Here is a 14,811-nt window from a genome sequence, read left to right as displayed (position 1 = left end):
AATTATCGTTAAGATTTTAGACGAAGTAGTCTGACATCCAAAACTTTCTTTTACTTTTGCAGTAATATATGTTAGAAAAACAAGAAGCACAATACGAAAAAGTAGTTTTAGTTGGATTGATTACACGTGAACAATCCGAAGAAAAACTGACGGAATATATGGACGAATTGGAGTTCTTAGCTTATACAGCTGGAGCGACAGTTGGAGAACGTTTTACGCAAAGAATGGACAAACCTGATTCTAAATTCTTTGTAGGAAGCGGGAAGTTAGATGAAATCACAGCTTTTGTCGAAGAATATGATATTGATACAGTTATTTTTGATGATGAATTAACACCTTCTCAGTTGAAAAATATTGAGAAAGTTGTCAACAAAAAAATCATCGATCGTACACAATTGATTTTAGATATTTTTGCTCAACGAGCGCAAACTTCTTATGCGCGTACGCAAGTAGAATTGGCACAATACCAATATTTATTACCGCGATTAACACGAATGTGGACGCACTTAGAGCGTCAGCGTGGGGGAATTGGTATGCGTGGCCCTGGTGAAACGGAAATTGAAACGGATAGACGTATTATTCGTGATCGAATTACGTTATTGAAAGAGAAATTGAAAGGAATCGATAAGCAAATGGCAACTCAACGTAAAAATCGTGGTGCATTGGTACGCGTTGCGTTGGTTGGATATACAAATGTTGGGAAATCTACGTTGATGAATGTCTTATCGAAATCTGAAGTTTTTGCCGAAAATAAATTATTCGCAACATTAGATACAACGGTTCGTAAAGTGGTGATTGGTAATTTACCTTTCTTATTAACGGATACGGTTGGGTTTATTCGTAAATTGCCTACACAATTAGTGGAGTCGTTCAAATCTACATTAGATGAAGTTCGTGAAGCAGATTTGTTGGTGCATGTTGTAGATATTTCGCATGCAAGTTTTGAGGATCATGTAAATTCTGTGAATCAAATTTTAGCTGAAATTGAATCGAAAGAAAAACCAACGATTATGGTTTTCAATAAAATTGATAATTTTTCTTATATCAAACAAGATGAAGATGATTTGTCTGAAAAGAAATTTGAAAATTATTCATTAGAAGATTGGAAACGTACTTGGATGGCGAAAACAGATTATCCGACATTGTTTATTTCGGCAACGGAAAAAGATAATTTAGAAGATTTGCGCAAAACAGTTTATGAAGAAGTGAAAGAAATTCACATGAAACGTTTTCCTTATAATAACTTCCTTTTTCAGTATTATGATGAAGAAGAAGAAAATGATACGGAAGAATAATAGGTTTAATTTTTAGATTTTTTAAGATTAAAAATTAGAATTAATATAACCATAAGCAATAATCCAATTTGAATATTAAGACTTGTCGAGTTTTCAGAGGGATTATTGTACAGTTTTATAAGACCATTGATTATTATAATCAGGAAGAAAAATAATATTAGAGGCTTGTGTTTGAAATTCATAACTATAAGTTTGTATTAAAGTTAGGAAATTTATATTTAATATTTTAAAATAAATAAGAGTTCAGTTTTTGGACTCTTTTTTTGTTAACTTCAACATCTAATTGATAAAATATGATAGAGCAATTAAAATCAACTTTGCAAGATTTAGCGGATGAAGGAAAAGCAAAAATTATGATGCGTTTTTTCAAAACTGGAAAAGGAGAATATGGCGAAGGAGATATTTTTTTTGGGATTTCTGTTCCGAATCAACGTTTGATTGCGAAAGAATTTTATCAACAAGTTTCGTTAAATGACATCAAAAATTTATTGAGTTCCGATATTCACGAATATAGATTAACTGCTTTGTTGATGTTGGTTTTGAAGTACGAAAAATCAAAAGACGAACTTGTACGAAAAGAAATTATCGATTTTTATCTTGCTCAAACTTCTCAAATCAACAATTGGGATTTGGTTGACACAAGTTGTTATAAAATTTTGGGACATTATTGTTTTCATCAAAAACGAGAAGAATTGCTTTTTGAATTGGCGGATTCTGAAGATTTGTGGGAAAAACGAATCGCAATTGTATCAACGATGTATTTTATCAAACAAAAATCATTTTCAATTGTTCCAGAAATTGTGTTGAAAAATCTTAATCATTCACACGATTTAATGCACAAGGCAAATGGTTGGATGTTGCGTGAAATGGGAAAAATGAACGAAGAAAAGTTGATTGAGTTTTTGGACGAATATACGTTGCAAATGCCAAGAACAACGTTGAGATATGCGCTCGAAAAAATTGATCCAATTCTCAAAGATTATTATATGAAATTGAAATAGTTTGCATAAAAAAAAGTCGCTCACAGAGCGACTTTTGATTTTATATCAAGAATAAATTCTTACAAAATAACATGACCTAATTTCGTCAATTTTTGATGATCTAAAACTTTGATTTTTCTTCCTTCAACTTCGATTAATTCATCAGTTTTGAATTCGGAAATCAAACGAATTGCAGATTCTGTTGCTGTTCCAATCAAATTTGCCATTTCTTCGCGTGTCAACGAAATGTTGATAAATCCGTCTTTGTCTGTTCCTAATTTTCCTTCTAATAAAATTAAAACTTCAGCCAAACGTTCACGAACTGTTTTTTGTGCTAAATAAGTAATTGTTCTTGCATATTCTCCCAAATCTTTTGCAATTCTTTGTAAAATATTGAAAGCTAATTTTGGATTAACTTCTAATAATTTTAAGAAGAATTTTTCTGGAATATAATATATTTCAACTGGCGTCATTGCAGTTGCAGATGCACCAAAAACTTCTTGACTTAAGATTGAGCGATAACCGATAATGTCACCTTCGTTGATAAAACGTAGAATTTGCTCTTTTCCATTAAAACCAATTTTGAACAACTTAGCAGTTCCTTTCATGACGCAATATATACCTTTTGGTGTATGACCTTCTTGTATAATTTCGTCTCCTTTTTTTAGGTTGATGATTTTCTTTTCTTGCTCAAACTCCAATAATTCTTCCTTACTAAAAACCCCGAAAGACTCTGGGTTATCAAACATCGCTTTAATCGATACTACATTCTCATTAAACTCTGACATATCTTGTTGTTATGACTTAATTCATACAAAGTTAACGTTAATTCTGATAAAAGGAAAGTAATTTTGTAAAATAGTATGGAAGAGAATTGTTTTCACTGTGGTCAACGAATTGAAGAAGAGGTTATTCAGTTCGATGAAAAGGATTTTTGTTGTCAGGGTTGTAAAACGGTTTACGAGATTTTAAACGTAAATAATCTAAAAGATTATTACGACCTTAATCGTAATGCAGGTTTGCGTCCTGATGGAAAAAGTAATCATCAATTTGATTTCTTAAACACAAAAGAAATCTTTGATAAAGTTGTCGATTTTTCAGATGACGGCGTTACAGTTGTCTCCTTTTACGTGCCTGTAATGCACTGTACTTCGTGTGTTTGGTTGTTAGAAAGTTTGGATACGATTAATCCAAATATTATATCTTCTAATGTCAATTTTACGCAAAAAACTGTTCAGATTACGTATCGTGATGCGGATTTGAAATTAGGTGATTTGGCAAGATTTATTACAAATTTAGGCTATAAACCTTCGATTAATCTAAAAACATTAGACAAAAAGAAAAAAAGTAAAGTCGATCGTTCTTTGGTGAGCAAATTGGTAATTGCAGGATTCTGTTTTGGGAATATTATGCTTTTATCGTTTCCAGAATATGTCGAAGTTTTTGGTAATGTAAAAGAACAATGGTTAGATCAAAACAAAGGATATTTCCGTTGGACAATGTTCGCGTTATCGTTGCCTGTTTTCTTTTATTCATCTACCGATTATTTTGTTTCGGCTTGGCAAGGTCTGAAAAATAAATATATCAATATCGATGTACCTATTGCGTTAGGAATTATTGTGATTATGTTCAAATCGACCTATGATATCATTTTCGATATTTCGCCAGGTTACTTTGATACATTAGCGATGCTTCTATTTTTGATGTTGACAGGGAAATGGTTTCAGCAACAAACAATGCAAGCGTTGGCATTTGATCGAGATTACAAATCGTTTTATCCAATTGCAGTTGCGAAATTAGAAAATGGTTACGAACAACCAATTTTGTTAGCTGATTTGAAAAAAGGTGATCGAATTTTAATTAGAAATGAAGAAATTATTCCAGCCGATGCTATTTTGATGAAAGGTGAAGCGATGATTGATAACTCGTTTGTGACGGGAGAATCTCGCTTGATTCAGAAAAAAGCTGGAGATAAAATATTTGCTGGAGGAAAACAATCTGGTCATGCAATTGAGTTGGAAATTATTTCGGATGTTAATCAAAGTTATTTAACCCAATTATGGAACAATGATGCTTTCCAGAAAGAAGAATCTGAGTTGAATGCTTTGACGAATAAAATCAGTCATTATTTCACATTAATCATCCTTATTATTACAGCAATTTCTGCTGTTTATTGGTATTTCCACGATTCTTCAAAAATATTAGAAGTTGTTACATCAATCTTAATTATCGCTTGCCCTTGTGCGTTAGGTTTGTCTTCTCCGTTTATTTTGGGACACATGATGCGTATTTTCGGTAATAAGAAATTCTATGTAAAAAATACATCTACAGTCGAAAGAATGGAAAAAATTACAGATGTAGTTTTTGATAAAACTGGTACAATTACGGAAAGTGATGAAGCGCAAGTGCAATATGAAGGGAAAGAACTTTCTGAGTATCAAAAGCAATTGGTGAAAGCATTGATTAGAAACTCTAATCACCCGTTAAGTCGTACATTATATAAGAAGTTGACGGTTGATGATCATTTACCGATTTCTAATTACGAAGAGATTGTAGGTAAAGGTCAGCAAGCTGATGTAGATGGATATCAAATAAAAGTTGGTTCGAGAAGTTTTACGAATGCTATTTTTAATGAAAATACTTTAAATCAATCTCAAGTATTTATATCAATTAATGAAGAAGTTTTTGGTAAATTTGTTTACACCAATCGATATAGAAAAGGTTTAGATCGTTTATTGAAAGAATTGGATGCTTATCAGTTACACGTTTTGTCTGGGGATAATGATTCTGAAAAAGAATATTTAGAAACTATTTTTCCAACAAATGCAAAATTGATTTTTAATCAATCGCCAACTGATAAGTTAGAATACATCAAACAATTGGAACAAGATGGGAAGAAAGTGATGATGCTTGGAGATGGATTGAATGATGCTGGAGCTTTGAAACAAAGTACAGTTGGAATCTCTATTTCTGAGGATATTAACAGTTTTTCACCTTCGTGTGATGGAATTTTGGATGCAAAAAGTTTTTCTGCAATTCCAAATTTCTTAAAGTTATCGAAGACTACGATGAAATTTGTAAAAATTGCTTTTTTCATCAGTTTCTTGTATAATATTGTTGGGCTTAGTTTTGCTGTTTCTGGTTATTTACAGCCAGTTGTAGCGGCTATATTAATGCCAATAAGTTCTATTTCAGTGTTAATTTTTGCAACGGCAAGTACCCGAATTGCGGATAAATTAACAAAATGGAATTTAGATTGATTTTAAATTAGAGTTATACATACTGCTCTGACCAAAATCATTGTGATAAGAACTTAGGGCTTTGTAATTTTGTGGAGCTATGGGGATATTATTATTAATGATATTAGTTAGTGTCTCTTTGGGGGCAATTTTCCTTCTTTTATTCTTTTTAGGGTACAAGAAAGGGCAGTTTGACGAAGACGAATCTCCAGCGGTGAGAATGTTAAAAGATGATAAAAAAACACAAGATAAAATCGACTCATAATGCAAATGCAGACTTTTAGTTACGACAATAAGATCGTAAAGTATTTCCTTTATGCCACATTGTTTTGGGCAGTTATGGCATTTTTCTTTGGAGTATTGGTTGCAACTTTGTTGTTTTTTCCTACGTTACCAGAATACATCTTCGGATCGGATGATGGAACAATTGGAGGAAACATTCAAGGATTAATCAATTCGCAAGGAAAACTTGGTTTTGGTAGATTAAGAATGATTCACACAACATTTGCGGTATTCGCCTTTGTTGGGAACTCTTTCTTTACTGGAGCTTATTATTCAATGCAAAGGTTGTTGAAAACCAGAATGTACAGCGATGTTTTAAGCTGGATCGTTTTCTGGGGATGGCAATTATTTATTGTATTATCATTTGTAACATTTATCTTAGGATACAACACTTCTAAAGAGTATGCTGAGCATGAATGGCCAATTGATATTTTAATCGCGTTAGTTTGGGTATTGTTTGGAGCACAAATGTTCTTAACGATTGCTAAGCGTCGTGTACGTCACTTGTACGTTGCAATTTGGTTCTATATCGGAACTTGGGCAGCAATTACAATGTTACATGTGTTTAACAATTTAGAAATCCCAGTAACATTTAGTTTAACAGCTCCAAAATCGTACTCTTTATATTCTGGAGTTCAAGATGCGTTAGTACAATGGTGGTATGGGCACAACGCCGTAGCATTCTTCTTAACGACACCTATCTTAGGATTAATGTATTACTTTGTACCAAAAGCAGCTAATAGACCTGTATTCTCATACAAATTATCTATTATCCACTTCTGGTCATTAATCTTCATTTATATTTGGGCTGGTCCTCACCACTTGCTTTATACAGCATTACCAGGTTGGGCGCAAGCTTTAGGAACAGGTTTCTCTATCATGTTAATCGCTCCATCTTGGGGAGGTATGTTAAATGGTTTATTAACATTACGTGGTGCATGGGATAAAGTAAGAGAAAATCCTATTTTGAAATTCTTCGTAGTTGCCTTAGNNTATGGTATGGCTACTTTTGAAGGTCCAATGTTAGCAACAAAAACATTGAATAAAATTGGTCACTTTACAGACTGGGTTCCTGCTCACGTACACGTAGGTACTTTAGGATGGAATGGATTTATCGCATTTGGTATGATCTATTACTTAGCACCAAAATTATTCAATACAAAATTAGCATCTGTTAAGATGGCTAATGCTCACTTCTGGATTGGTACTTTCGGTATCTTATTCTGGGTAATTCCTATGTATGTTGCAGGATGGACACAAGGTTTAATGTGGAAACAATTCGCAGCAGACGGAACATTAGAATATGGTAACTTCTTACAAACGGTTACTATTCTTAAAAAATGGTTATATCCATTACGTGCATTTGGTGGAACATTGTATTTATTAGGATCAATCTTAATGATTATCAATGTTTGGAAAACTGTAAAATCTGGACACTTTGTTGCAAACGAGGAAGCAGAGGCACCAGCTTTAGCACCAAAAGCTTCTACACGTGCACAAGGAGAAGGTGTTCACTCTTGGATTGAGAGAACTCCATTGGTAATGACAATTGGAGCAGTATTAACTTTAGCTGTTGGTGGTTTAGTAGAGATTGTTCCTACAATCGTAGTAAAATCAAACGTACCTACAATCGCAAGTATCAAACCTTATACTCCGTTAGAATTAGAAGGACGTGATTTATATATTCGTGAAGGATGTAATGCTTGTCACACACAAATGGTTCGTCCGTTCCGTGACGAAGTAAAACGTTATGGTGAATACTCTAAAGCAGGAGAATTTGTTTACGATCACCCATTCTTATGGGGTTCTAAAAGAACTGGTCCAGACTTACACCGCGAAGGAGGTAAAAACCCAGACGCTTGGCATTACAAACACATGTGGAATCCACGTTCTACATCAGATGGTTCTATCATGCCACGTTACCCTTGGTTAATTGATAATAAATTAGACCGTGAATTAACGCGTGATAAAATGAAATCAATGGTTGCATTAGGTGTTCCTTATCAACAAGAAGATTTTGACAGTATGCAAGTTTCTATGAACAAACAAGCTTTAGCAATCGAGCAAACTATCTTTAAAGATGCGTCTGACTTGAAAGAGTTATATGCGAAAAAAGAAGCAGAAGCTAAACAACAAGGTAAAGAGTTTGTTCCGTTAAGAGATCGTGAGATTACAGCGTTAATCGCATATTTACAACGTTTAGGAACAGATATCAAAGCTGAACAAGTAGAGACAGCAAGTAACTAATGTTAAAATATTATAAAGAATTCCTTTCTCAGTATGAGTATGCATCTTTATTGCAGACATTAATCCTAATAGGATTTATAGCAGTCTTTGTGACGATTTTTGTTAAGGTTATGAAAAAACCAAAAGAGTTTTACAAAGACAGCGAGTCAGCAGCTTTAGATTTAGAACCAGAAGAGAACGAAAAAAATAATACAAAATGAGACAACGTACCCCGGCTTATATATTTATTCCATTAACGCTATTAGCAGTAATCTTAGCGTTTACAATGGTGACGCCAGTAGATGTAGTGCCAGAACCAGGTTTTCAAGGAATGATGCACAATTTATTGGAGCACTTGAAACATGTGTTTGCACAAGGAATTTTCTGGGCAGTATTAGCAGTTGCAATCGTGATGCTTTTAATCATCAATGCTTTAAACAAAGTTGTTGAAGCAGAGAAATTTAAAAGATTATCTGAAGAAGAACAAGCTAAATATTTAGAAGATGGTAAAATAGGTTACTTCAAAAGATTGTTCAGTAGTGCTGGTAAAAAACAATCAGACGAAGAAGAAGAATCTATTATCTTAGATCACGGTTTTGACGGAATCAAAGAGTTAGACAACGCTTTACCACAATGGTGGTTATCATTATTCTACTTTGGTGTAGTATTTATGGTAGTTTACGTAATGGCATATAGCTTCACAGACTTTGCTCACATGGACAAAGAATACGAAGAAGAAATGGTTTACAAAGATGCGCAAGATAGTATTTGGGCAGTTGCAAATGATATTGATATCACAGGAGCTGTAAACAAATCTAACGATCCTGCAATCGTAGAACAAGGTAAAAAAATCTTTGAGCAAAACTGTACTCAATGTCACATGGAAGGTGGTAAAGGAGGTATTGGACCAAACTTAACTGATGATTACTGGGTGAATCATGTAGAAGATAGTTTGTTCAAAAATATCTATCACATTGTTTATAATGGATCTCCTCACAATCCTCAAATGCGTGCATTTGGTCAACGTAAAGAGTTATCTGGATTAGCAATTGAGAAAGTAGCTTCTTATGTTTATTACATCAACCAAAAAGAACCTACGAAAACAGTTGCAGAAGGTGCAGCTGCTCCTCAAGGTGACTTAATGGAAGCATGGAAACAAAAGTAATTCATTAAATAATTACAACAAATATCATATTGAAAGAGAGCTTATTTATAAGCTCTCTTTTCTTTTTTAGTCGTAAATTTGTATACATTTAAAATTCACTAAAATGAGTGTTCAAAATTCTGACCCAAAAGATGAATTTAATTTAGACGATTATTTGGATGATAACAACCAAATGAAAGAAGATGTTCGTAGTTCCATTGGAACCATGGAGCGAACTGGAGAACGTAAATGGGTTTATCCTAAAAAGCCAAAAGGTAAGTTTACAAACTATAGGACGTATGTAAGTTATGTATTGTTAGCAATATTAATCTTAACGCCTTTCTTTAAATTACCTAATGGAAATCCATTGTTCAAGTTTGATGTTTTGCACAGCCAATTCATCTTATTCGGATTTCCGTTCTTTACATCCGATTTCTTCCTTTTAGCTTTAGGAATGATTACGACAATTATTTTCATCGTATTATTCACCATGGCTTATGGTCGCTTGTTCTGCGGATGGGTATGTCCGCAAACAATTTTCTTGGAAATGGTTTTCCGAAAAATAGAATACGCCATAGAAGGAGATAGAGCAAAACAAATTAGATTAGATAAGCAAGATTGGGACGAAGAAAAAATTCGTAAAAAATTATTGAAATGGACCATCTTCGCTATCATTTCATTTATTATTGCTAATGTTTTCTTAGCATATATTATTGGTGCTGACGCTTTATACGCAGTTATAAAAGAAGGACCAGCCGAAAATGTAGGAACATTGGTTGGATTAGTTTTCTTCTCAGCAATGTTTTATTTCGTATTCGCATGGTTTCGCGAACAAGCGTGTACATTGGTTTGTCCTTACGGACGTTTCCAAGGAGTATTAATTGATTCGCATACAATCAATGTAACATACGATTTCAAACGTGGTGAAGGAACAGCTGGTCGAGCAAAATTCAAAAAGAACGAAGATCGTAAAGCAGAAGGAAAAGGAGATTGTATTGACTGTGGTCAATGTGTTGTTGTTTGTCCTACTGGAATTGATATTCGTAACGGAATCCAATTAGAATGTGTTAACTGTACAGCTTGTATTGATGCATGTGACGAAGTAATGGAAAAAGTCGGTTTACCAACAGGATTGATTCGTTATGCTTCGGAAGATGATATCAAACGTGGCGAAAAATTCAAATTCACAAAACGATTAGCGGCTTATACATTTGCTTTATTATTATTAATTGGAGCAATGACAGCTTTCTTATTCTCTCGTTCTGATGTAGAATCTAAATACCTTAAAGTTCCTGGAACAGATTACAAGGTAGAAGGCAAATACTACGTTAATCAATTCGAGTATACATTGTACAATAAAACAAATGCAGACCAGATTGTAACAGTTCAATTGCTATCACACAAAAACTCAAAAGTAGAAATGTACGAAGGCGAAAATAAATTGAACATGGAAAAAGGTCAAATCATCCAAGGAAAATTCTTCTTGAAAATTCCAATGGATGAAGTGAAATCGTACAAAGAAAAAGTAGTGATTGGATTAGTCAATCAAAAAGGAAAAGTAATCGATAAATACGAAACGAGCTTCTCAGCTCCATTCAAATATTAATCATATGAAGTTAAATTGGGGACATTATGTAGCAATTGCTTTGGGATGTTTTATGATATTCATTCTATCGTTGTTATATTTTGCAGGAGATACAGGCGGAATGGTAACCGAGGATTATTACGAAAAAGAAATTCATTTTCAGGATGAAATAAATGCTGAAAAACGTGCAAATGCTTTGGCCGAAAAACCAGAAGTTATTGTACAAGCAAATGGATTTTTATTTCAATTTCCAGCAACTACTGCTGCCGATTTTAAAGGAGATATTTTTTTGATGCGTAATGATGACGAAACAAAAGATGTCAAAATGCCGATCAAATTATCTGATAAAAAGAATTTTTTAGTACCATCTGTTAAGTTAATTGACGGAGAATACGAATTAACTTTAAGCTGGAAAGAAAATAATCAAACTTATTTGATTAAAAAGTCCATTCGATGGATTTCACAATAGTTATCATAGCATTATCCATAGGTCTTACATCGTCCCTGCATTGCGTGGGGATGTGCGGACCTATTGCTTTATCTTTGGGATTAGAATCTCAAAACAAACTAAAATTTACACTTCGTAATTTGACTTATCAATTAGGACGTGTAACCACTTATACAATTTTAGGTGCAATTTTAGGATTGATTGGTGAATCATTTTCATTTGTTGGATTACAAAATTATCTAAGTATTTTGATTGGAGTTTTGATGATTATTATGGTCATGATTCCAAAATTTTACGAAAATGGTGCTACGCAACTTCGTCCTGTAAATGCCTTGATGGTAAAAGTAAAACTCTCTCTTGGTAAATTCTTAATCAAGAAAGATTCTTCCTCACTTTATATAGTTGGTCTATTAAATGGCCTTTTACCTTGCGGAATGGTTTACGCTTCACTTACAGCAGCCATTGGTTTAGGATCTGTTTATAAAAGTGCGATGTTTATGTTCTTCTTCGGACTTGGAACCTTGCCTTTAATGTTTGCAACCGTTTTATTTGGTAATTTTTTATCAGTGAAACAGCGTCAAACGATCTTAAAAATCTTACCAATTATCACACTTATTTTGGGTGTATTATTTATCCTTCGCGGATTAGAATTAAACATACCTTTTATCTCACCAGCCAAAGAATCACTTCAGCTAAATGGAATGGATGAGCATTGTATGTAGATTTTATTGAATAAATGTATTTTCTCAAAGATGTGAAAAAATATTACATTTGATTTTGTATTCAAAACAAAAATGGACAACTTCACATTTAAAGAAATAGCTGCTTTTATAGGGATTTTCCTTGTACTTGTCCTTGCCTTATTTTTGGTTACGGTGAAAACCAAGCATAAATTTTCCAACTGTTTACTTGCGTTTTTTCTTTTTACGACTGCTGCAGATGGTTTGAAGTTTTTGATGCGCGATTTCCCCGTCAATTATATGAACCTTGAAGCTTTCCGCTGGAGTTTTAACTATATCTTTCCCGCATCATTTTATTTCTATGTTTTGTCGGTTTGTTACACCAAATTCCGATTAAAACCGAAGCATTTATGGCATTGTATTCCTTTTGTTGCGTTCAATTTGTATATGGCTTATGGAATATATTTTCAAGACAGAGCTGGAAAAATTAGTTTTATCAATGAATTGAGCGAATCACCGATGATGCGATTTTTCTATATTCTTTTTGAAGTTCTGTTTCAAGTTTATTTTATTGCTTCATTTTTGGTCATTAGAAAGTCAAAAAAGGTCTATCTCGAGAATTATACCAATCCCAATATTTCAATACTTAATACTCTTTATAAAATCAACATTTTATTTTATGTTGTTCATTTTTTAGTATTGATAAGATGGCTGGTTACTTTTACCTATGGGAATGGAGAATTGAAGGAGTGGATTGTGATGCTTGATGGTATTTCTTTTTTTGTTTGTACTTGTTGGTATTTGTTTGTCGCATTAAACAATCCTGATTTCTTCCGAGGTGTGAATTCGGATTTAAAACCGATTAAAGAAGTAGTTACCGAAGAAAAACCGAGTCCCGAAATTAATGCGGAGAAAAATGCAGCAATCGAATCTTTAAAAGATTTTATGCTTAAAAATGAGCCTTACTTGGATTCATCCTTAACGATTCAGAATTTGGCGGAGCAAGTCAAGATGCCTGTGAAAGATTTATCGGCTTTGATTAATTTGTATATGGACAAACATTTTTTTGATTTTATTAATGAATATCGAATCGAAAAAGCCAAAGAAATTTTACGAGATCCATCCAAAAAAGATTTGACAATTTTAGAAATTCTTTATGAAGTAGGTTTCAATTCCAAGTCATCATTTAGTACTTCATTCAAAAAATACACAGGTACAACGCCGACAGATTTTAGGAAAAATCCGAATTAATTGGTAGTATTTCTCGGAAAATGAGTTCGACTTTTTTTAGTCGGTCGTGTATTAAAGCATTTTGACGCAGTTTTGCAGAAAAATAATTATTATTGAATATGAATCACAATCAAATGGTTTCGCATATGAAAAATACAATCCTTTTCCTTTTTTTGATTTTTTCAAGTTCCACTTATTCTCAAAATGTCAACGAAAAAATCAAATCTTTAGAGAATAATTTAAATGCTTGGGACAAGACTAAAACCAAAAAAACGACTTTAAAAGAGCGAATGGATTTTTACGAAGTCAATGCAGTAAGTATTGCTGTTGTTAAAAATTACAAGATTGAATGGGTAAAAGCCTATGGTTTTGCGGATGTCTCTGAGAAAAGACCAGCAACCACAGCAACGCTTTTTCAGGCGGCATCAATTAGTAAATCGTTTAACAGTTTGGGCGTTCTAAAGTTGGTCGAAGCCAAAAAATTAAATCTGGATCAGGATATTAACACTTTTTTGAAAACATGGAAATTCCCTTACGATTCGATTTCAAAAGGAAAAAAAATCAACATCGCACAATTGTTAAGTCATACGGCTGGGCTTTCTGTCAGCGGTTTTGGTGGTTATGAAAAGGGACAAGCTTTACCGACGATTACGCAAATTTTGGATGGCACAAAACCTGCAAATTCTAATGCCGTTCGTTCTATTTTTGAGCCTGGTCTCAAGTTTCAATATTCAGGAGGCGGCACGACTGTTTCTCAGTTAATTGTTGAAGATGTAACTGGTGAAAAATATGCAGATTATATGCAAAAGAATGTGTTGCTACCTATCGGAATGACGCAAAGTTCTTTTAATCAACCGCCATCGTCGGACAAGCAAAATCTTTTAGCGACGGGTTATAATGGAAAGGTAGAAGTTGTTGGCAAATACCATATTTATCCCGAACAGGCTGCGGCTGGTTTATGGACCAATCCTACAGATTTGGCGAAATACATCATCGAAACTCAACTGTCTTTACAAGGAAAATCCAATAAAATTCTTTCAAAAGAAATGTCAATTAAAAGGCTTGATAACAATTTAGGCGTATTTATTCAAGATTATAATGGTACAAAATACTTTGGTCACAGCGGAGGAAATGATGGATTTGTTTGTCATTACATTGGAAGTTTGGAAGATGGAAACGGTGTTGTTGTTATGACCAACGGTAGAAATATGCAGCTGATCAATGAAATAGTTTCAAATATTGCTTATCAAAATAAATGGAAAAATTATCCTTTTGAACCCATAAAAGAATCTATTTCGTTAACGATTAAAAAAGTCGCCAATCAAGATATTGATAAAGGCATTGAACTTTACAAAAAATTGAAGCTAACCAATCCAAACGATTACAATTTTTCGGATGCAAGCGAACTGAATACCTTGGGCTACGAATTTTTAAGAAATAACAAAATTGATGAAGCTATCAAGATTTTCAGTTTGAATATTAATCAATTTCCCGATTTAGCAAATGCGTACGACAGCCGTGCTGAAGCTTATTTTGATAAAAAAGATTTCGCAGCATCAAAAGCTGATTATCAAAAAGTATTGCAGTTGGAACCGGCCAATCAAAACGCAAAAGAAATGATTTCAAAAATTGAAAATGACTTGAAGAAATAGACAATTATGATAGTACATAATTTCGTAAAAAATATCAGTTTCCCTTTCCT

General features: G+C 33.4%; 12 protein-coding genes. 11 read left to right on the top strand and 1 reads right to left on the bottom strand.

The window, feature by feature from the left end:
* The first annotated feature begins 68 nt into the window (after positions 1-68).
* Both hflX and B4H69_RS12100 read left to right on the top strand, forming a co-directional pair.
* Positions 69-1,295, top strand: a complete 1,227-nt coding sequence (gene hflX / locus B4H69_RS12105; RefSeq protein ID WP_180905305.1) for a GTPase HflX — start codon at positions 69-71, stop codon at positions 1,293-1,295.
* Positions 1,296-1,588: 293 nt separating this feature from the next.
* A complete protein-coding gene (locus B4H69_RS12100; RefSeq protein WP_180905304.1) occupies positions 1,589-2,296 on the top strand; it encodes a DNA alkylation repair protein in 708 nt (235 codons plus the stop codon).
* 59 nt (positions 2,297-2,355) lie between these two features.
* On the opposite strand, the gene B4H69_RS12095 is transcribed toward B4H69_RS12100, so the two are convergent.
* Entirely contained in the window at positions 2,356-3,063 is a 708-nt protein-coding gene (locus B4H69_RS12095) for a Crp/Fnr family transcriptional regulator (protein WP_125349884.1), read from the bottom strand.
* A 75-nt stretch (positions 3,064-3,138) separates the two neighbouring features.
* Between B4H69_RS12095 and B4H69_RS12090 the strand changes: the two genes are divergently transcribed.
* The 9 genes from B4H69_RS12090 (at position 3,139) to B4H69_RS12050 (ending at position 14,761) form a co-directional block, all read left to right on the top strand.
* Positions 3,139-5,535 (top strand): heavy metal translocating P-type ATPase, encoded by a 2,397-nt coding sequence (locus tag B4H69_RS12090; RefSeq protein WP_180905303.1) that lies wholly within the window; start codon positions 3,139-3,141, stop codon positions 5,533-5,535.
* Between the two features lie 79 nt (positions 5,536-5,614).
* Entirely contained in the window at positions 5,615-5,779 is a 165-nt protein-coding gene (gene ccoS / locus B4H69_RS12085) for a cbb3-type cytochrome oxidase assembly protein CcoS (protein WP_019974626.1), read from the top strand.
* Positions 5,779-8,043, top strand: coding sequence for a cytochrome-c oxidase, cbb3-type subunit II (ccoO, locus tag B4H69_RS12080; protein WP_291094146.1), 2,265 nt, complete (start codon positions 5,779-5,781; stop codon positions 8,041-8,043). Before ccoS ends, ccoO begins: the two co-directional genes overlap by 1 nt.
* A 196-nt stretch (positions 8,044-8,239) precedes the next feature.
* On the top strand, positions 8,240-9,187 hold the full coding sequence (locus tag B4H69_RS12075; RefSeq protein WP_180905300.1) for a cbb3-type cytochrome c oxidase N-terminal domain-containing protein: 948 nt from the start codon (positions 8,240-8,242) through the stop codon (positions 9,185-9,187).
* A 103-nt stretch (positions 9,188-9,290) separates the two neighbouring features.
* The gene (gene ccoG / locus B4H69_RS12070) at positions 9,291-10,772 is read left to right on the top strand and encodes a cytochrome c oxidase accessory protein CcoG (RefSeq protein WP_180905299.1); all 1,482 of its coding nucleotides are present in this window, start codon (positions 9,291-9,293) and stop codon (positions 10,770-10,772) included.
* 4 nt (positions 10,773-10,776) lie between these two features.
* A complete protein-coding gene (locus B4H69_RS12065) occupies positions 10,777-11,220 on the top strand; it encodes a FixH family protein (RefSeq protein ID WP_038335014.1) in 444 nt (147 codons plus the stop codon).
* Positions 11,205-11,921, top strand: a complete 717-nt coding sequence (locus tag B4H69_RS12060) for a sulfite exporter TauE/SafE family protein (RefSeq protein ID WP_291094143.1) — start codon at positions 11,205-11,207, stop codon at positions 11,919-11,921. Before B4H69_RS12065 ends, B4H69_RS12060 begins: the two co-directional genes overlap by 16 nt.
* A 72-nt stretch (positions 11,922-11,993) precedes the next feature.
* Entirely contained in the window at positions 11,994-13,130 is a 1,137-nt protein-coding gene (locus tag B4H69_RS12055; protein ID WP_180905297.1) for a helix-turn-helix domain-containing protein, read from the top strand.
* Between the two features lie 125 nt (positions 13,131-13,255).
* Positions 13,256-14,761, top strand: a complete 1,506-nt coding sequence (locus B4H69_RS12050; RefSeq protein WP_180905296.1) for a serine hydrolase domain-containing protein — start codon at positions 13,256-13,258, stop codon at positions 14,759-14,761.
* Positions 14,762-14,811: the final 50 nt, after the last annotated feature.

The sequence above is a fragment of the Empedobacter sp. UBA6745 genome, assembly GCF_002453775.1.
Lineage (GTDB): Bacteria > Bacteroidota > Bacteroidia > Flavobacteriales > Weeksellaceae > Empedobacter > Empedobacter falsenii_C.
This window is presented reverse-complemented; position numbering and strand designations above follow the sequence as displayed.

Coding starts and splice junctions, on each gene's coding strand:
- B4H69_RS12090 (WP_180905303.1), top strand. CDS start 3,139: ATGGAAGAGAATTGTTTTCACTGTGGTCAACGAATTGAAGAAGAGGTT.
- B4H69_RS12050 (WP_180905296.1), top strand. CDS start 13,256: ATGAAAAATACAATCCTTTTCCTTTTTTTGATTTTTTCAAGTTCCACT.
- hflX (WP_180905305.1), top strand. CDS start 69: ATGTTAGAAAAACAAGAAGCACAATACGAAAAAGTAGTTTTAGTTGGA.
- B4H69_RS12095 (WP_125349884.1), bottom strand. CDS start 3,063: ATGTCAGAGTTTAATGAGAATGTAGTATCGATTAAAGCGATGTTTGAT.
- B4H69_RS12055 (WP_180905297.1), top strand. CDS start 11,994: ATGGACAACTTCACATTTAAAGAAATAGCTGCTTTTATAGGGATTTTC.
- ccoS (WP_019974626.1), top strand. CDS start 5,615: ATGGGGATATTATTATTAATGATATTAGTTAGTGTCTCTTTGGGGGCA.
- B4H69_RS12075 (WP_180905300.1), top strand. CDS start 8,240: ATGAGACAACGTACCCCGGCTTATATATTTATTCCATTAACGCTATTA.
- ccoG (WP_180905299.1), top strand. CDS start 9,291: ATGAGTGTTCAAAATTCTGACCCAAAAGATGAATTTAATTTAGACGAT.
- B4H69_RS12065 (WP_038335014.1), top strand. CDS start 10,777: ATGAAGTTAAATTGGGGACATTATGTAGCAATTGCTTTGGGATGTTTT.
- B4H69_RS12100 (WP_180905304.1), top strand. CDS start 1,589: ATGATAGAGCAATTAAAATCAACTTTGCAAGATTTAGCGGATGAAGGA.
- B4H69_RS12060 (WP_291094143.1), top strand. CDS start 11,205: ATGGATTTCACAATAGTTATCATAGCATTATCCATAGGTCTTACATCG.